We start from the raw sequence: 17873 nt of genomic DNA, 5'->3' as shown, positions 1-17873 counted from the left end.
GCCGCCTAATGGAGTGTTTATGGCAGTCAAGGTCCTGGTGGTGGATGATTCCGGTTTCTTCCGCCGCCGTGTCTCGGAAATCCTGTCGGCGGACCCGACGATCCAGGTAGTAGGTACCGCGACCAACGGCAAGGAAGCGATCGACCAGGCACTGGCGCTCAAGCCCGATGTCATCACCATGGACTACGAAATGCCCATGATGGATGGCATCACCGCCGTGCGCCACATCATGCAGCGCTGCCCAACCCCCGTGCTGATGTTCTCGTCGCTGACCCACGAGGGCGCCCGCGTTACCCTCGATGCGCTGGACGCAGGCGCCGTGGACTACCTGCCGAAAAACTTCGAGGACATCTCGCGCAACCCCGACAAGGTCAAGCAGATGCTGTGCGAAAAGGTACATACCATTTCGCGCAGCAACCGCCGTATTCCCAGCTACGCCCGCACCGCGCCTGCGCCTGCGCCCGCCTCGGGCAGCCAGGGTACCGCCACCACGGCGCCGGTGCGCAGCGCGGCACCCGCGCCCGCACGGCCAACGGCTGCGGCCCCGGCGCCGGCGCATTCTCCGGCCCCCAAGCGCAAACCCTACAAACTGGTGGCGATTGGTACCTCCACCGGTGGGCCGGTGGCGCTGCAGCGTGTGCTGACCCAGCTGCCGGCGAACTTCCCGGCGCCCATCGTGCTCATCCAGCACATGCCCGCCGCGTTCACCAAGGCCTTTGCCGAGCGCCTGGACAAACTGTGCCGCATCAGTGTCAAGGAAGCCGAGGACGGCGACATGCTGCGCCCAGGGCTTGCGCTGCTGGCACCGGGTGGCAAGCAGATGATGATCGACGGCCGTGGCACGGTGAAAATCCTGCCGGGCGATGAGCGCCTGAACTACAAGCCCTGCGTGGACATCACCTTCGGCTCTGCGGCCAAGTCCTATGGCGACAAGGTGCTCTCCGTAGTGCTGACCGGCATGGGGGCAGACGGTCGCGAGGGTGCGCGGTTGCTCAAGCAGGGCGGTAGCACCGTGTGGGCCCAGGATGAAGCCAGCTGCGTGATCTACGGCATGCCCATGGCCATCGTCAAGGCCAACCTGGCCGATGCGGTGTACAGCCTGGATGACATCGGTAGGCACCTGGTGGAGGCGTGCGTCTGATGGACGTGCTCAGCCTGATCGGCCTGATCCTGGCTTTTGTTGCCATCGTAGGCGGCAATTTCCTTGAGGGCGGGCATGTCGGCGCGCTGGTCAATGGGCCGGCAGCGCTGATCGTGCTGGGCGGTACGCTGGCGGCGGCGTTGTTGCAGTCGCCGCTGTCGTCGTTCAAGCGGGCGCTGCAGATATTGCGCTGGATCCTGTTCCCGCCCAGGGTCGACCTGCCTGGCGGTGTCGACCGTGTGGTCAACTGGAGCCTGACGGCGCGCAAGGAGGGCCTGCTGGGCCTGGAAGGCGTTGCGGACGGTGAGCCCGACCCTTATGCGCGCAAGGGCCTGCAGCTGCTGGTCGATGGCGCCGAGCCCGAGGCCATCCGCAGCATCCTCGAAGTGGACTTCCTGACCCAGGAAAGCCGCGACTTGCAGGCGGCTAAGGTGTTCGAGAGCATGGGCGGCTACGCGCCGACCATCGGCATCATCGGCGCCGTGATGGGGTTGATCCATGTGATGGGCAACCTGGCCGACCCTTCGCAACTGGGCAACGGTATTGCCGTGGCCTTCGTCGCCACCATCTACGGGGTGGCCAGTGCCAACCTGGTGCTGCTGCCGGTGGCGAACAAGCTCAAGGCCCTGGTAATGCGCCAGTCGCGTTACCGCGAAATGCTGCTCGAAGGCCTGCTGTCGATTGCCGAGGGTGAGAACCCGCGTTCGATCGAATTGAAGCTGCAAGGCTTCATGGAGTAGCCCATGCGCCGTCGCCGCCATGCCGAAGAACCGGAAAACCACGAACGCTGGCTGGTCTCCTACGCCGACTTCATCACCTTGCTGTTTGCCTTTTTTGTGGTGATGTATTCGATTTCCTCGATCAACGAGGGCAAGTACAAAGTGGTTTCCCAGGCCCTGCTCGGGGTGTTCAACGACCCGGAGCGCAGCATGAAGGCCATCCCCATTGGCGAGGAGCGCCCGCTCAGCGTGCGCCCGGCAGAACCGCTGGTCAACGACAGCCAACAGACCGAAGCAGGCCTGGCGGCGTCCAGCAGCGACCCGCTCAAGACCATCAGCGATGATGTGCGCGACGCTTTTGGCGACCTGATCAAGAGCGACCAGATGACCGTGCGCGGCAACGAGCTGTGGATCGAGATCGAGCTCAATTCATCGCTGCTGTTTGGCAGCGGCGACGCCATGCCCAGCGACAATGCGTTCGCCATCATCGAAAAGGTGGCCAACATCCTCAAGCCTTTCGCCAACCCTGTGCATGTGGAGGGTTTCACCGACAACTTGCCTATCCGCACGGCGCAGTACCCCACCAACTGGGAGCTGTCCTCCGCGCGGGCGGCCAGCATCGTGCGGCTGCTGGCGATGAACGGGGTCAACCCTGCGCGCATGGCTTCGGTGGGGTATGGCGAATATCAGCCGGTGGCCAGCAACGATTCGCCAGAGGGGCGTGCGCGCAACCGGCGGGTGGTGCTGGTGATCTCACGCAACCTTGAAGTACGCCGCAGCCTGACCGGTACCGGCACGGCCAACGCCACACCGGACGCGGCATTGCGCCGGGCTGGCACACAAAGTGCACCGGCAACCGCTGCCACGGTGGCAGGGCAATGACTCGTCAATTCTCTGGCACCGCTAACCCCGTCGCTGCCGGATGGCCACGGGGATTCTGCGTCATGAACGGTTCAAGAGTCAGTCTATGAGAGTGTGGGCAGTAGCCAATCAAAAGGGTGGCGTCGGCAAGACGACCACCACCATCGCGCTGGCTGGCCTGTTGGCTGATGCCGGTAAGCGCGTGGTCGTCGTCGACCTCGATCCGCACGGCTCGATGACCAGCTATTTCGGGCACAACCCCGATGCCCTGGAACACAGCTGCTACGACCTGTTCCTGCACAAGGGCGGGGTGCCCGAAGGCTTGCCTGGGCAACTGCTGTTGCCCACCAGCGACGAACGCATCTCGCTGCTGCCCTCCAGCACGGCGCTGGCCGTGCTGGAACGCCAGTCCCCCGGGCAGAATGGCCTTGGCCTGGTGATCGCCAAGAGTCTGGCGCAACTGTGGCAGGATTTCGACTTTGCGCTTATCGACAGCCCACCGTTGCTCGGCGTGCTGATGGTCAACGCCCTGGCGGCCAGCCAGCAGCTGGTGATCCCCGTACAAACCGAATTTCTTGCGGTCAAAGGCCTGGAGCGCATGGTCGGCACCCTGGCCATGATCAACCGCTCGCGCAAGCAGGCGCTGCCTTACCAGATCGTACCGACCCTGTTCGACCGCCGCACCCAGGCCTCGCTGAGCACGCTCAAGCTGTTGCGCGACACCTACGGCGAGCAGGTCTGGCAGGGCTACATTCCGGTCGACACACGGCTGCGTGACGCAAGCCGCAAGGGCGTCACGCCCTCGCAGTTCGACAACAAGAGCCGTGGGCTGCTGGCCTACCGGGCGCTGCTCAAGCACCTGTTGACCTACAAGCCCGCAGCGCAGGTGGCCTGATGACGACGCAAACCCGACACGCCGGCAGCAAGCCGCAGATGGCGCTGCAGTCTTACCTGGACGGCCTGCTGCAGGAGGCCACCGAAGCCGATGACATTCTCGACGCGCCCGTAGCCACCGACGAATTTGCCCAGGCCGTGCGCGAAGAGCAGGCCCGCGATGCGCAGCCGCCTGCGCGCTCGCCCGCTGTAGCGCCACCACGGCCCACCACCCCGCGGCCCTTCGCCGAGCCCCGTCTGGCTGTGCTGCCCAGCGTGATGCCCGTGCAGGCACCGGTAGTCACGGTGGTTGAACAGCAGGTGGTGGCCGAGGCCAGTATCCCGGTGCTGATCGAGCCCCCGGCAGTGGAACCTGCGGTGCCGCTGGTGGACGTACACCTGCCGGCGCCGGGCCTGCCCGCGCCGCCCGCCACCGTCGATGGTCGCCCGGCCTGGGCTGCCGAGCCGTTCGAGTGCCTGCTGTTCGACGTGGCTGGGCTGACCCTGGCAGTGCCGCTGGTGTGCCTTGGCTCGATCTACAACCTGGCCGGTCAGGAACTGACGCCTTTGTTCGGCCAACCCGAGTGGTTCCTTGGCATCCTCACCTGCCAGGCCGGTAACCTGAAGGTGCTGGACACGGCGCGCTGGGTTATGCCCGACCGTTACCGCGATGACTTCCGACAGGGCCTGCAGTACGTAATTTCTGTTCAGGGCTATGAATGGGGGCTGGCCGTGCATCAGGTCAGCCGTTCGCTGCGCCTGGACCCGTCCGAGATCAAGTGGCGCAGCCAGCGGGGCCAACGCCCGTGGCTGGCTGGCACGGTAATCGAACACATGTGTGCGTTACTGGATGTTGCTGAACTGGCCGAGCTGATCGCCAGCGGCGCCGTCAAGCAGATGCACGCCAAACCGAAAATGACACCGAACACACCGCCGAAGGCGGATTTCAAGGGGTAGGGGAATGAAAAAGTCGTCCGCACAAGGTTCCGAAGATCCGATCCTGCAGTGGGTTACCTTCCGTCTGGACAACGAGTCCTACGGCATCAACGTGATGCAGGTGCAGGAAGTGCTGCGCTACACCGAAATCGCCCCGGTGCCGGGTGCACCCAGCTATGTGCTGGGCATCATCAACCTGCGCGGTAATGTGGTCACTGTGATCGACACCCGCCAGCGCTTCGGCCTGATGCCCACCGAGGTGACCGACAACACCCGGATCGTCATCATCGAAGCCGACAAGCAGGTGGTGGGTATTCTGGTCGACAGCGTGGCCGAAGTGGTCTACCTGCGTCAGTCGGAAATCGAAACCGCGCCGAACGTGGGTAACGAAGAGTCGGCCAAGTTCATCCAGGGCGTGTGCAACAAGAACGGCGAGCTGCTGATTCTGGTCGAGCTGGACAAGATGATGACCGAGGAAGAGTGGTCCGAGCTGGAGAACATCTGAGTTGATCTTCGAGGTTGCGGTCATTCTGTTGGCGCTGCTGTGGGCGCTGAGTGCCTGGTACTTCCTGAACTATGCCAGGCGCCAGCGCGAGGCTGTCGCCCACCAGCAGGTCATCGATGCCATGCGCGACCAGCGCATCAAGGACCTGAACAAGCGCCTGGATGATTACCAGAACGGCAGCGTGCGCATGGGCGAGGCTATCCATGAAGTGCGGGCGGTGGTTGCCGGCTTGCCGGACCGCCTGGAGCGCCTGGAGCAGCACGACCCCAGCAGCGTCACCTTCACCCAGGCTGCGCGGCTGGTGAGCATGGGGGCCAGTGTTTCCGAACTGACCGAAACCTGTGGCCTGACCCAGGCCGAAGCCGAGCTGATGAGCAAGCTGCACCGCAGCGAGTGAAGCAAAAAAGGGCGACGCAAGTCGCCCTCGTGCTGTCAGGGCCTGCCCCAGGAGTGGTAGTTGCCCACCTGGGCGACGCGGTTCAGCGCCTGGTCGGCCTGTACGGCCGCGATGATCTCGGCCTGCTTGCTGTCAACCAGATACAGCGGCTTGCTTTGTGGCAGGGTCTGCAGGTTGCTCAGTTGGCGCAGCAGCCGCAACCTGGGCAGGCATCGGTCAATCACGTCATTGAGCAGGCCCGGCCCGGTCAACTGGCTCAGGCGCTTGGCGTAGGCCTTGAATTCAGGGGTGCCTGCCATCGGCTTGTAGCCGTAGAAGTCCCCATTGGCGAGATAGCGCTCGTGCAGGGTATCGGCGATCACCTGCAGGGTAGGGTTGTTGGGGTGGCTGCCGATCATGTTGCTGTTGTACTGGCAGTGCATGCCCAGGGTGTCGTTGTTGGCCGGGTCACCCAGCACCAGGCCGTCGGGGGTAGTGGCCAGTTCTACGGTGTCGATAGCTGCACGCGAGGGGTCAAGTGGATCGTCAGGGTGCGGGAACAGCGTATCGTCCACATCCAGGTAGACCCCACCCTCATGGTGCAGCAGCGGGTAGCGCAGGATATCGGACGCCGACGAAAAATTGGCCCCGGGGCCGTTGATTGCCTGGTGATACTGTGGGTAATGAGGGCTGTCGCGCCAGGACTGGTAGAAGGGCTGCTCTTCCAGCGTCACCACTTCCAGGCCGGGGGCCCTTGTTGCCAGCAGGTGCCGGTTGGCCTCGAACGCCCGCGCATCTGCGTTCGACAGATACAGCCGGTAGCGGTACGGGCTGCTGCCCAGGCGCCTGGCATTGGTAGCCAGGTTGTCCAGCAGCTCGGGAGCAATCACCTTGTTGCCCACCCAGATGCTGGAGAGGGTCTTGGGGATGGGCTGCACGGCCTGGGCGTCAATCGCCGGCACCTGGATGGGCAGCTGGATATCCACCCCCAGGCCCCGCAGGGTGGCCATGCGCATGCCGTCGGTGACCGGGCGTTCCCGAGGGGAGATCCTGAACAGCCCTGGGCGCCCTTCGGCGGCCTGGTAACAAACGGGCTGCACATCGTTGAGGGCATTGCTGGCGATGAACGCATCGTATTCGGCGTCGTACAGCACTTCGGCGTTGTAACCACGGATCATCGATTGCAGCTTTGCCGGGCCACTTTGGCTGACCGGTGTCCTGATTACCGACTGCGCAACCGGGCTATCGTCTGCCGGCACTGCTGCCACTTCTTCCCAGAAATAGGCGCCCACGTCGGGCTCTGGGAAGTGCGGCGGGTTGATCGGGCTCAGCGGGTAGCCCAAGTGCTCGTTGAGGCGGATCGGCACCCTGAACACGCCGCGCGGCGGTGGCAGCAGCGTCGTCGCCCGGGTGGCCAGCTCTGCGGTAAATGGCAGTGCATTGAGCAGCCCGTAGACCGCGCCCGAAACACCCTCTGCCTTGTCCTCCACTGATTTGCCATTGATGGCCTGATCCAGGCCCATGCCGAACTGGCCGATGCCTGCTGCTGCCAGCAGGGGGATCAGCTCTGGCACCACGATCGCGAACGGCGCCAGCAGGTTGATCGATGTGGTCAGGTAGCCGCGCCACCTGCCCTTGGTCACCTCATGGTCACTGGTGATGGTGAAATCGGCGTCGGCGTAACTGCGCGCGCGTTGGCGTTCGGTAATGGCGGCGAACAAATCGCCTGTCACTTCCGGGCTGTATTTAGCGACTTTGTAGTTGACGTATTGGCGTGGCGGCCATTTCCCGTCGGTGGTAAACCCTGGCCGGTTGGGCGAGCGGTGGGGGAAGGCAGGGTAAACTCCAAGGCCTAGCAGGGCCGTGTCCAGCCCGCTGAAATCGAGCCCGTCCGGGGTGTCTGCCAGCCTGAAATACTGCCGCAGTGCCTGGCGTTTCTGCGGGTCGCGACATTGCTCGCCCACCCAGTCCTTCATGGCTGCCATGCCGGTGAATTCGTGCAGGGGTGAGGCATTGCCAGGCAGGTACATCAACACGTGATTGTGCGCGGCATCGGCCATGACGATCAGGTCGGTGGCGGCATAGCCATAGATGTTCAACAGCCGGGCTTTGAACCCCTTTGCGCGCGGTGCAAGCCCTGCAGCCTGCCAGGCCAGCAGGCGGCCGGTTGCGCTCAGCGAGCCTTCCTGGACCTGTTTGTTGCAGGCGGCAATGAAGCTGATCTGCAGGGCCTTGCTGTGCTGCTGCGCGGCGTCACGCCAGTAGTCATCGAGCATACCGACGAAGTGTGTGTGGAAATCCAGGTTCCAGACAAAGCGCTGCAACGCTTCGACGTCAATCGGCAGGTGTGTGGCGTTGTCGTAGCGGGCGGGGCTTGTGCGGTGGAACAGGCCGTTGAACACCGAGAACGGGGCGCTGTTGTCCAGGGCGCCCGGTTCGGGGAGGCGCTCGACGATGTGCAGGGTTTGCCCAGGCCATTGGCCGGCCCAGCCGCCTGGGAACAATTGCCCGATCAGGTTCTTGCTGGTTTCGCCTTGCCAGTTGGCCAGCACCGCCTGGGTCAGTGACAGGCGCTGGGTAATGATCGCCTGGTTGCCGCGGTAGTGCAGGGTGACCGCGTCGGTGGTGTCCGGGTCCAGGTCGTGGCCCTGGGCGCGTGCCCACTCGCGTACGGCGCTGGCGGCTTGGCGGTCGGGGCGAGGGATGTTCTGCAGATGGCGCCGAACGAACTGTTCGCCGGCAGGGTTGACGAGGGTGATTGCCATGGTGATTGACCTGTGTGATGGACCAGGCGGCACAATGGCGAGAGGGGCCCTGAACGGGTCGGTAAGCGGGTACCACCCCGGCCCGTAGGAGCGAGCGTAGCTCGCGATGGGGTGCGCAGCGCCCCCCACAATAATTGCCTGCGGCCGGGTCAGGCCCCCGGCAAACGCGGCAGGTTCGGGGTTATATCGCGCTCAGGCTCCGGCGTGTCATCGAAACCAGGCGGCACTTTGCCGCGTAACTGCCAGGCGAAGGCGATGATTTCGGCGATGGTCAGGTACAGGGCTTCGGGTATCTGGTCGCCCAGTTCCAGCCGGGCCAGCAAGCGCACCAGCTCGGCATTTTCATAGATGGGAATTTCGTGTTCACGGGCAATGGCCATGATCGCTTCGGCCAGTTCGTCGTCACCTTTGGCGCTGAGCGTGGGTGCCTGCTGGCCGTCATAGCTCAGGGCGATGGCCTGGCGTGGGGTTTTCAGGCTCATGCGTTTTCATCCACCCAGCGTTGTTCTACCCGGGTGCTGGGGCCTTGCGGTGCAATGCCCGGGTGGCATTGCAGGTCGCCCACGTGCAGCCCGCGGGCCAGCAAGCCAGCGCGCAGCGCGCCGAGTTCGGTATCGATCAGGCGCGCGGTGCGTTCCCGCTCCGCCCACAGCTGGCCGCTCAGGCAGCCTTGGGTGAGCTGTGCCTGCACCTGCAAAGGGCCGAGGGGGGCCAGGTCGAATGCCAGCTCGATGCGCCACAGTGCCTGCAGGGAATCCTGCGCCTGGTGCTTGCGCTCGGCCTGTTGTTCGGGGGTTTCCTCCCGTTGCAGCTTGACCTGCATCGGGATGAAGTCCTGCCCATGGCGGATGGGGATTTCAGTTTGCCAGGTGGTCTGCAGGTTGCCGTTCTCCAGCGTGCCGGTTTGCTGCAGGCTGCTCATGGCATGGCTCTGCAGGCGGGAAATGGCCGCCGCAGCCAGGCGCAGCAGCGCTTGCAGGTCGCCTTCGTCCTCCAGGGCCTGGAGCAGTTTGGAGGGGAGCGGAAACCCACCGGGCTGTGGCTTGGGCGAAACCCGTTCGAGCATCCCCAGGGCATTGCGCGCCAGCGCCGGCATGGCGGCGGCCAAGGTGGCCGGTGGCGGGTTGATCGCGGCATTGGTGGTGGCCTGGGCGATGAGCTGAAGCAGGTTGGCCTTGAGGTCGGTGGCCAGCGCCGGCGCGCCACCGGCCAGCAGCTTGGCTTCCAGAAAGGCGCCGCTGTTGCCCAGGGCCTGCATCAGCGCCTTGGCATCGCCCAGTTGCGTGGCCGTCGGCAAGGCCGCCAGCAGGCGCCCGGTGCTGGCGCGTACGTCGGTATCGGTACCTGGATCGCTCACCAGCTGTTGCAGCGCGCTCAGCAGGCCGGGCAATGATGCCTGGCGGTTCTGCTGGGTGAGCAACTGTTGGGCGATGCTGAGCTGGTCCTGCCTGCCGCTGAGCGGGACGAAGCGCAGTGACTGATCGCCTTGTACCAACCCGCTGAGCAAACTGCCCAGGGCCAGGGGGCGGGGGCTGTCGATAGCCAGCACGGCGCCAGCCTGAGCAGTGTTCAACAGGCTCACCAATGCCCGGTAGCTGGCAGGTTGGTCGGCCGTGGCAGGCAGCACCTGGTTGGTCAGCACCTTGCCCTGTAGCAGCGTACCAATGGGCACCTGGCTGGTATCAAGGCGGGTGAGGGTGGCTACCTGGCTGGCACTGGCCTGTTGCAGCAGGATGGCCAGGCGGCCGGCCTCAGGCTGGCTCACGGTCACCTGGCTACCCTGTGGCAGGGGCTGGCTGGCATTGGCCTGCAACTGGGTTTGCAGGCCATTGGCTTGCATCAGGCGCAACACCAACTGAAAATCCTGGCCGGCCTGGCGCATGGACACCACTTCGGCTTGCGCCGTCTCGCCCGGGGCGAGCAAACCCGGCTGAGCCTGGGTCAGGCGCAGCAGTTCGCCGGTCATGGCCGCTTTCACTGCTTGGGCGCTGGTCGCGGTTTGTGGGCCGAGACTATTGATTTCAGTCATGATTGTATACAACCTGTGGAGCCCAGCCTCTTGGCAGCGTGGCTGTGCATGTAATAATGCCGCCCGCCCGTGGTTGCCAGTATAACGGCAGCGCGATGGGCGACTTGAGTGGCAGGGCTTCAGGTGTGCGCCCAGGGCCCTACAACCGATAAGGCGAAACCGTGACTCTTCACCTCCAAGCCGTGGGCCTGGCCTGCGAGCGCGACTGGCGTCTGCTGTTCGAGCACCTCGCGTTCGAATTGCGGCCCGGCGACATGTTGCAGATCAGTGGCCCCAACGGCAGTGGCAAGACCAGCCTGCTGCGCCTGCTGGCCGGCCTGATGCAGCCGACCGCCGGGCAGATCCTGCTGGGTGGCAAGCCTTTGGGCGAGCAGCGTCACGCCTTGGCCAGCATCCTGGTGTGGATCGGCCATGCGGCGGGCATCAAGGACCTGCTCACCCCCGAGGAAAACCTCACATGGTTGTGCGCGTTGCACCAGCCTGCCAGCCGCGAGGCCATCTGGGCGGCGCTGGCAGCCGTCGGGCTGCGTGGTTTCGAAGACGTACCCTGCCATACCCTGTCTGCCGGGCAGCAGCGCCGCGTCGCCCTGGCCCGCCTGCACCTGGCCAGCCCGCCGCTGTGGATTCTCGACGAACCCTTTACCGCCCTGGATAAACAGGGCGTGGCGCAACTGGAGCAGCACCTCGCACACCACTGCGAACAAGGCGGCACCGTGGTGATGACCACTCACCATGCGCTGGCCTGCAAACCGTCCGGTTACCGCGAACTGAACCTGGGGCAGTGGGCGGCATGAGCGTATTCATCCTGTTGCTGCGCCGGGAGGCGCGCCTGTTGTTCCGCCGCCCGGCCGAACTGGCCAACCCGTTGGTGTTCTTCGCCATCGTGGTGGCGTTGTTCCCCTTGGCGGTCGGCCCCGAAAGCCAGACACTGCAGAACCTGTCACCTGGCCTTGTGTGGGTGGCGGCACTGCTGGCGGTGCTGCTGTCGCTGGACGGCCTGTTCCGCAGCGACTTCGAGGACGGCTCACTGGAGCAGTGGGTGCTGTCGCCGCACCCGCTGGCACTGATGGTGCTGGCCAAGGTGCTGGCGCACTGGATCTTTTCCGGGCTGGCGCTGGTATTGTTGGCGCCATTGCTGGCCTTGATGCTGGGGCTGCCCGGGCACTGCCTGCCTGTGCTGCTGGGCTCGCTGCTGTTGGGCACGCCGGTATTGAGCCTGCTGGGCGCGGTGGGCGCGGCGCTGACGGTGGGCCTCAAGCGTGGCGGCCTGCTGCTGGCGTTGTTGATTCTGCCGTTGTATATCCCAGTATTGATCCTGGGCAGTGGTGCGTTGCAAGCGGCATTGCACAATATGCCCGCAACCGGCCAGCTGCTCTGGCTCGCCAGCCTGGCAGCCCTGACTGTCACCCTGGCACCCTTTGCGATCGCCGCCGGCCTGAAGATCAGCGTCGGCGAATAACGAGTCCTGGGCTTTCAAGCCTGGCAAATACCCTGGATGTACCCTGATGAAAATGAGCTGGACGTGGTTCCACAAGCTGGGTTCCCCCAAATGGTTCTATGCCATCAGCGGCCGCCTGTTGCCATGGCTGGCCGTGGCTGCGCTGGTGCTGCTGCTGGTCGGTATCACCTGGGGCCTGGCTTTCGCCCCCCAGGACTACCAGCAGGGCAACAGCTTCCGCATCATCTATATCCATGTGCCAGCGGCGATGCTGGCGCAATCCTGCTACGTGATGCTGGCGGTGGCCGGTGTGGTGGGGCTGGTATGGAAAATGAAGCTGGCCGATGTGGCCTTGCAATGCGCCGCGCCCATTGGCGCCTGGATGACGGCCGTAGCGTTGGTCACCGGCGCCATCTGGGGCAAGCCCACCTGGGGCAGCTGGTGGGTCTGGGATGCCCGGCTTACGTCCATGCTCATCCTTCTGTTCCTGTACTTCGGCATCATTGCGCTGGGGCAGGCAATCAGTAATCGTGACAGCGCAGCCAAGGCCTGCGCGGTGCTCGCCATCGTTGGCGTGGTGAACATCCCGATCATCAAGTACTCGGTGGAGTGGTGGAACACCCTGCACCAGGGGGCCACCTTTACCCTCACCGAAAAGCCGGCGATGCCGGCCGAGATGTGGCTGCCGCTGCTGTGCACGGCACTGGGTTTCTACTGCTTTTTTGGCGCCGTGCTGCTGATGCGCATGCGCCTGGAAGTGCTCAAGCGCGAGGCGCGCTCCAGTTGGGTCAAGGATGAAGTATCAAACAGCCTTGGCCGGAGGGCCGCACCATGAGTTTTGCCAGCTTCGGTGATTTTCTTGCCATGGGCCACCATGGTTTGTACGTGTGGTCCGCCTATGGCATTTGCGTGGCGGTGCTGGCGCTGAACGTGGCCATGCCACTGCTGGCCCGCCGTCGCTACCTGCAAGAAGAGGCGCGCCGCTTGCGCCGGGAGAACATTCAGTGAATCCGCAGCGCAAGAAACGCCTGTTGCTGATCGTCGGCCTGCTGGTCGGCGTGGGGGTTGCCGTGGGCTTTGCCCTGAGCGCATTGCAGCAGAACATCAACCTGTTCTACACCCCTACCCAGATTGCTAATGGCGAGGCCCCCCAGGACACGCGCATTCGTGCCGGTGGCATGGTCGAGAAAGGCTCTGTGCAGCGTTCGTCCGATTCACTGGACGTGCGCTTTGTGGTCACCGATTTCAACAAGTCGGTGCCCATTACCTACCGCGGCATCCTGCCAGACCTGTTCCGCGAGGGGCAGGGCATTGTCGCCTTGGGCAAGCTCAACGGCGACGGTGTAGTGGTAGCCGATGAAGTGTTGGCCAAGCACGACGAAAAATACATGCCGCCTGAGGTCACCAAGGCGTTGAAGGAAAGCGGCCAAGCGCAGGTGCAGCCATGAATGCGGCGCTGGTGATACCCGAACTCGGCCAGCTGGCGATGATACTGGCCATCTGTTTTGCGGCTGTGCAGGCCAGCATTCCGCTGCTTGGCGCCTGGCGTGGCGACAGCCTGTGGATGAGCCTGGCACGCCCCGCGGCCTGGGGCCAGTTTGCGTTCCTGGCCTTCGCCTTTGCTTGCCTGACCCATGCGTTCATGACCGACAACTTCTCGGTGGCGTATGTGGCCAGCAACTCCAACAGCGCGTTGCCCTGGTACTACAAATTCAGTGCCGTATGGGGCGCCCACGAGGGCTCCTTGCTGCTGTGGGCGCTCATATTGGGTGGCTGGACCTTTGCCGTATCGGTCTTCTCGCGGCAACTGCCCCAAGTGATGCTGGCCCGCGTGCTGGCGGTGATGGGCATGATCAGCGTGGGCTTTCTGAGCTTCCTGATCATCACTTCCAACCCGTTCCAGCGCTTGCTGCCGCAGGTGCCGGTCGATGGCCGCGACCTCAACCCGCTGCTCCAAGACATCGGCCTGATCGTTCACCCGCCGATGCTGTACATGGGCTACGTGGGCTTTTCGGTGGCCTTCGCCTTCGCCATCGCCGCGCTGCTCGGTGGCCGCCTGGATGCGGCGTGGGCGCGCTGGTCGCGGCCCTGGACCATCGTCGCCTGGGCGTTTCTGGGTGTGGGCATCACCCTGGGTTCATGGTGGGCCTACTATGAACTGGGCTGGGGCGGCTGGTGGTTCTGGGACCCGGTCGAGAACGCCTCGTTCATGCCATGGCTGGTGGGCACGGCGCTGATCCACTCGCTGGCGGTGACCGAAAAGCGCGGTGTGTTCAAGAGCTGGACGGTGCTGCTGGCCATTGCGGCGTTTTCCCTCAGCCTGCTGGGCACCTTCCTGGTGCGGTCGGGCGTGCTCACCTCGGTTCACGCCTTTGCAGCCGACCCCTCCCGCGGCATCTTCATCCTGTTCTTCCTGCTGTTCGTGGTGGGTGGCTCGCTCACGCTGTTCGCCCTGCGTGCGCCGGTGGTCAAGAGCCAGGTGGGCTTCGGCCTATGGTCGCGTGAAACACTGCTGCTGGCCAACAACCTGGTACTGGTGGTAGCGGCCTCGATGATTCTGCTGGGCACGCTGTACCCGCTGGTACTCGATGCCCTGACAGGGGCCAAGCTGTCGGTTGGCCCTCCGTACTTCGATGCGTTGTTCCTGCCGTTGATGGCGCTGTTGATGCTGGTGTTGGGCGTGGGCGTGGTGGTGCGCTGGAAGGACACCCCCGGCAAGTGGCTGGCCAGCATGATGACCCCGGTGCTGATCGGCAGTGCAGTGATGGCACCGCTGGCAGGGTTTGTCGTCGACGACTTCGACTGGCCGGCCCTGGCCACCTTTGCCCTGGCAGCCTGGGTAGTGCTGGGTGGGGTGCGCGATATCCTCGACAAGACCCGCCACAAAGGGTTGCTCAAGGGCCTGCCGGGGCTTGGCCGCAGCTATTGGGGCATGCAGGTGGCGCACCTTGGGCTCGCGGTGTGTGCTTTGGGCGTGGTGTTGTCGAGCAACAACAGCGCCGAGCGTGATTTGCGCATGGCCCCGGGTGAAAGCGTGGAACTGGGCGGGTACCACTTCCTGTTCCAGGGCGCCAAGCATTTTGAAGGGCCGAACTTCATTTCCGACAAGGGCACCATCGTGGTCAGCCGCGAGGGCCGGGAAGTGGCCACGCTTCACCCCGAGAAACGCTTGTATACCGTGCAGCAGTCGATGATGACCGAAGCCGGCATCGACGCAGGCTTTACCCGCGACCTGTACGTGGCCCTGGGTGAACCGCTGGAAAACGGTGCCTGGGCGGTGCGGTTGCACATCAAGCCTTATGTCCGCTGGATCTGGCTGGGCGGTCTGCTGACTGGCCTTGGCGGGGTGCTCGCGGCCCTCGACCGGCGTTACCGCGTCAAGGTCAAGACCCGGGTGCGTGAGGCCCTGGGCGTGTCTGGAGCAGTTGCATGAAACGTTGGATCATGGTGGTGCCACTGGCGGTATTCCTGCTGGTGGCGGTATTCCTCTACAAAGGGTTGTTCCTCAAGCCCGAAGAGCTGCCTTCGGCAATGATCGGCAAGCCGTTCCCGGTATTCTCCCTGGCATCGTCCCAGGGCGACCGCACGCTCACCCAGGCTGATTTGCAGGGCCGCCCGGCGCTGGTGAACGTGTGGGCGACCTGGTGTTCGTCGTGCAAGGTCGAGCACCCCTACCTGAACCAGCTTGCCCAGCAGGGTGTGGTGATCTACGGGGTCAACTACAAGGACGATAACGCGGCTGCGCAGAAGTGGCTGGCCGAGTTCCACAACCCCTACCAGCTGGATATCCGTGACGAGGAGGGCACCCTGGGGTTGGACCTGGGCGTCTACGGCGCGCCGGAAACCTTCCTGATCGATGCCGAGGGCGTTATCCGCTACAAACATGTGGGGGTGGTCGATGCCACCGTCTGGCGTGAGCAACTGGCACCGCTCTACCAGGGCCTGGTTGACGAGGCCCGGCCATGAGGCGTTGGTTGGCGGCCGCAGCCCTGGCCCTGGGCGTGGCCGGTGTGGCCAGTGCGGCCATCGATACCTATCAGTTCCGTGACCAGGCCGAGCGGGAGCGCTACCAGCAACTGACCAAGGAACTGCGCTGCCCCAAGTGCCAGAACCAGGACATTGCCGATTCCAACGCCCCGATTGCAGCCGACCTGCGCCGGGAGATTTTCCGCATGCTTGGCGAGGGCCAGAGCAACCAGCAGATCGTCGACTTCATGGTCGACCGCTACGGTGACTTCGTGCGCTACAAGCCGGCGCTCAGCGGCCGCACCTGGCTGCTCTGGTTCGGCCCCGGCCTGTTGCTGGCGGGTGGCTTCGTGGTGCTGGCGATCATTGTGCGTCGGCGCCGCGTAACGGCTGTGCAGGGCACCGATCAACTGTCTGCCGACGAGCGTGAGCGTCTGGCCAAACTGCTGGAAAAAGAAAGCCCCCATGACTGAATTCTGGCTTAGCGCGGGCCTGCTGTTGCTCGCCGCTCTCAGCTTCTTGCTGATCCCCATCCTGCGTGGCCGGCGTCGGCAGCAGGAAGAAGACCGTACCGCACTGAACGTAGCGCTGTACCAGGAACGCGTGGCCGAGCTCGCTGCCCAGCAAGCCGCTGGTGTCCTGGACGGCGCGCAGTTGGACCAGGGCCGGGACGAGGCCGCCCGCGAGCTGCTGGCCGACACCGAGGGTGCCGAACCCGCGCGCCTGCGCCACCTGGGTAAAGCCCTGCCACTGTTGGCAGCGGTGCTGGTGCCGCTGATGGCCCTGGGGCTGTACCTGCACTTTGGCGCTGCCGACAAAGTAGCCCTGACCCAGGAATTCGCCCAGGCGCCGAAGTCGATGGAAGAGATGACCACGCGCCTGGAGCGGGTGGTGCAGGCCCAGCCGGACTCTGCCGAGGCGGTGTATTTCCTGGGCCGTGCCTACATGGCCGAGCAACGGCCCGCAGATGCCGCCCGCACCTTCGAGCACGCTGTGGGTTTGGCGGGGCGGCAGCCTGAGTTGTTGGGGCAGTGGGCGCAGGCGTTGTACTTTGCCGCCGACAAGCAGTGGAGCCCGCAGGTGCAGGCGTTGACCGATGAGGCGCTGAAGGCCGACCCCAACGAGGTCACCAGCCTGGGCCTGCGCGGCATCGCCGCGTTCGAGGGGGAGCGCTACCAGGAGGCCATCGATTACTGGAAGCGCCTGTTGGCGCAGTTGCCGCAAGGCGACGCTTCGCGTGCCGCGCTGCAGGGCGGTATCGACCGCGCCGCCGAGCGTTTGGGTGGTGCTGCTGGCCAGGCGTCGCAGCTGGCGCCGGCCACAGCGCGGTTGAAGGTTCGGGTCGAACTGGCGCCTGCCTTGCAGGGCAAGGTACGGCCGGAGGACACAGTATTCATCTTTGCCCGCGCCAGTAATGGCCCGCCCATGCCGCTGGCGGCGAAGCGGGTGACGGTGGCGCAATTGCCGATCGAGGTGGAGTTGACGGACGCCGATGCGATGATGCCGCAGATGAAACTGTCGGATTTCGCCGAAGTCCAACTGGTTGCACGGGTGTCGAGGGGGGGCCAGCCTACCCGTGGTGAATGGCGTGGGCAAGGTGCCCCTTTGCCAGTTGCGACCCAGGCCACCCAGCATCTGACGATCGACAGCCCTGACCTGTAAGAGAGCCTTGCCATGCACAGTTCCGTACGCCTGACCTTGATTGCCCTGGCTTTGGGTTTGTCTGCCTGTACGGGGCATGGCCCGGTGACCCAGCCGGAGCCGCCGGTGGACCGGGCGCCGCCTCCGCAGGGGCCGGTTATCAAGCCGTTGCCGGGGGGGCAGCCTTCCACGCCGGTGGGCAAGCCGGCGCCGGCGCCGAAGCCGGTACCGCGCACGTCGGCGAGCTTTGCACCGCCGCCGGGTGGGGCCAGCCATTGGGACCCGAAGTTGGGGGTTTATGTGTTGGATAAGCAGCCTAATACGTTTTATCGGCAGCGCACTTATTACCGGTTTGATAATGGGTGGAGTTGGTCGTTGAGCCCGAATGGGCCTTGGCAGGCTACGGACAGTAGTGGTGTGCCGGGTGGGTTGGGGCGGGCCTTTGGTAATTAAGTGATGCCACACTCACGCCCTACCGGAACCCTGTAGGAGCGAGCGCAGCTCGCGATGCTCCGCCTGCGCTCTCGCTCTTGCTGTTGCTCTTGCTTATAAGTGCGCGATAGACCAAGCAGCACAGATTGCGACTTCAGGAGGCCGAGCGGAGGGCTTGCGGAGGGAGGTGA

At 64.5% G+C, this 17873-nt stretch carries 20 protein-coding genes; 17 read left to right on the top strand and 3 right to left on the bottom strand.

The annotated features are described in order from the left end of the window. Window positions 1-19 precede the first annotated feature (19 nt). The 7 genes from IAE33_RS20830 (at window position 20) to IAE33_RS20800 (ending at window position 5432) form a co-directional block, all read left to right on the top strand. Window positions 20-1141, top strand: a complete 1122-nt coding sequence (locus IAE33_RS20830) for a protein-glutamate methylesterase/protein-glutamine glutaminase (protein WP_201164903.1) — start codon at window positions 20-22, stop codon at window positions 1139-1141. Next, complete coding sequence (locus tag IAE33_RS20825) at window positions 1141-1881, top strand: flagellar motor protein (protein WP_028633445.1); 741 nt, start codon at window positions 1141-1143, stop codon at window positions 1879-1881. Before IAE33_RS20830 ends, IAE33_RS20825 begins: the two co-directional genes overlap by 1 nt. 3 nt (window positions 1882-1884) lie before the next feature. Beyond that, window positions 1885-2742 carry a flagellar motor protein MotD gene (gene motD, locus IAE33_RS20820; protein WP_028633444.1) on the top strand — a complete coding sequence of 286 codons (858 nt, stop codon included), beginning with the start codon at window positions 1885-1887 and terminating at the stop codon, window positions 2740-2742. 85 nt (window positions 2743-2827) lie between these two features. Further along, a complete protein-coding gene (locus IAE33_RS20815) occupies window positions 2828-3616 on the top strand; it encodes a ParA family protein (protein ID WP_028633443.1) in 789 nt (262 codons plus the stop codon). Further along, on the top strand, window positions 3616-4551 hold the full coding sequence (locus IAE33_RS20810) for a CheW domain-containing protein (RefSeq protein WP_201164902.1): 936 nt from the start codon (window positions 3616-3618) through the stop codon (window positions 4549-4551). The genes IAE33_RS20815 and IAE33_RS20810 overlap by 1 nt, the downstream gene beginning before the upstream one ends. A 4-nt stretch (window positions 4552-4555) precedes the next feature. Next, window positions 4556-5035 carry a chemotaxis protein CheW gene (locus IAE33_RS20805; protein ID WP_003254393.1) on the top strand — a complete coding sequence of 160 codons (480 nt, stop codon included), beginning with the start codon at window positions 4556-4558 and terminating at the stop codon, window positions 5033-5035. Between the two features lies 1 nt (window position 5036). Then, the gene (locus IAE33_RS20800; protein WP_028633441.1) at window positions 5037-5432 is read left to right on the top strand and encodes a DUF2802 domain-containing protein; all 396 of its coding nucleotides are present in this window, start codon (window positions 5037-5039) and stop codon (window positions 5430-5432) included. A gap of 35 nt (window positions 5433-5467) precedes the next feature. On the opposite strand, the gene IAE33_RS20795 is transcribed toward IAE33_RS20800, so the two are convergent. The 3 genes from IAE33_RS20795 to fliK all read right to left on the bottom strand — a co-directional run bounded on the left by IAE33_RS20795 (window position 5468) and on the right by fliK (window position 10205). Next, complete coding sequence (locus IAE33_RS20795) at window positions 5468-8176, bottom strand: dermonecrotic toxin domain-containing protein (protein ID WP_201164901.1); 2709 nt, start codon at window positions 8174-8176, stop codon at window positions 5468-5470. A 149-nt stretch (window positions 8177-8325) separates the two neighbouring features. Then, window positions 8326-8658, bottom strand: a complete 333-nt coding sequence (locus tag IAE33_RS20790) for an EscU/YscU/HrcU family type III secretion system export apparatus switch protein (protein WP_201164900.1) — start codon at window positions 8656-8658, stop codon at window positions 8326-8328. Then, complete coding sequence (gene fliK, locus IAE33_RS20785; RefSeq protein WP_201164899.1) at window positions 8655-10205, bottom strand: flagellar hook-length control protein FliK; 1551 nt, start codon at window positions 10203-10205, stop codon at window positions 8655-8657. The genes IAE33_RS20790 and fliK overlap by 4 nt, the downstream gene beginning before the upstream one ends. Before the next feature lie 161 nt (window positions 10206-10366). On the opposite strand from fliK, the gene ccmA reads away from it, so the two are divergent. The 10 genes from ccmA to IAE33_RS20735 are packed head-to-tail and all read left to right on the top strand — an operon-like array spanning window position 10367 to window position 17703. Continuing rightward, window positions 10367-10999 (top strand): cytochrome c biogenesis heme-transporting ATPase CcmA, encoded by a 633-nt coding sequence (gene ccmA, locus IAE33_RS20780; RefSeq protein ID WP_201164898.1) that lies wholly within the window; start codon window positions 10367-10369, stop codon window positions 10997-10999. Beyond that, window positions 10996-11664, top strand: coding sequence for a heme exporter protein CcmB (gene ccmB, locus IAE33_RS20775; RefSeq protein ID WP_201164897.1), 669 nt, complete (start codon window positions 10996-10998; stop codon window positions 11662-11664). Before ccmA ends, ccmB begins: the two co-directional genes overlap by 4 nt. A gap of 46 nt (window positions 11665-11710) precedes the next feature. After that, window positions 11711-12478, top strand: coding sequence for a heme ABC transporter permease (locus IAE33_RS20770; protein ID WP_201164896.1), 768 nt, complete (start codon window positions 11711-11713; stop codon window positions 12476-12478). Next, complete coding sequence (ccmD, locus tag IAE33_RS20765; RefSeq protein WP_201164895.1) at window positions 12475-12651, top strand: heme exporter protein CcmD; 177 nt, start codon at window positions 12475-12477, stop codon at window positions 12649-12651. The genes IAE33_RS20770 and ccmD overlap by 4 nt, the downstream gene beginning before the upstream one ends. Then, window positions 12648-13091: a cytochrome c maturation protein CcmE gene (gene ccmE / locus IAE33_RS20760; protein ID WP_028633433.1), complete on the top strand. Its 444-nt coding sequence runs from the start codon at window positions 12648-12650 to the stop codon at window positions 13089-13091. Before ccmD ends, ccmE begins: the two co-directional genes overlap by 4 nt. Window positions 13092-13102: 11 nt before the next feature. Next, entirely contained in the window at window positions 13103-15076 is a 1974-nt protein-coding gene (locus IAE33_RS20755) for a heme lyase CcmF/NrfE family subunit (protein ID WP_201164911.1), read from the top strand. After that, window positions 15073-15609, top strand: coding sequence for a DsbE family thiol:disulfide interchange protein (locus tag IAE33_RS20750; RefSeq protein ID WP_028633431.1), 537 nt, complete (start codon window positions 15073-15075; stop codon window positions 15607-15609). The genes IAE33_RS20755 and IAE33_RS20750 overlap by 4 nt, the downstream gene beginning before the upstream one ends. Continuing rightward, complete coding sequence (locus IAE33_RS20745) at window positions 15606-16082, top strand: cytochrome c-type biogenesis protein (RefSeq protein ID WP_201164894.1); 477 nt, start codon at window positions 15606-15608, stop codon at window positions 16080-16082. The genes IAE33_RS20750 and IAE33_RS20745 overlap by 4 nt, the downstream gene beginning before the upstream one ends. Next, complete coding sequence (ccmI, locus tag IAE33_RS20740; protein ID WP_201164893.1) at window positions 16075-17271, top strand: c-type cytochrome biogenesis protein CcmI; 1197 nt, start codon at window positions 16075-16077, stop codon at window positions 17269-17271. The genes IAE33_RS20745 and ccmI overlap by 8 nt, the downstream gene beginning before the upstream one ends. 12 nt (window positions 17272-17283) lie before the next feature. Next, window positions 17284-17703, top strand: a complete 420-nt coding sequence (locus IAE33_RS20735) for a hypothetical protein (RefSeq protein ID WP_201164892.1) — start codon at window positions 17284-17286, stop codon at window positions 17701-17703. Window positions 17704-17873: the final 170 nt, after the last annotated feature.

The sequence above is a fragment of the Pseudomonas sp. S60 genome, assembly GCF_016647865.1.
Classification (GTDB): Bacteria; Pseudomonadota; Gammaproteobacteria; order Pseudomonadales; family Pseudomonadaceae; genus Aquipseudomonas; species Aquipseudomonas parafulva.
Note: the sequence above shows the minus strand (reverse complement) of the source record. Positions and strands in the feature narration are given on the sequence as shown.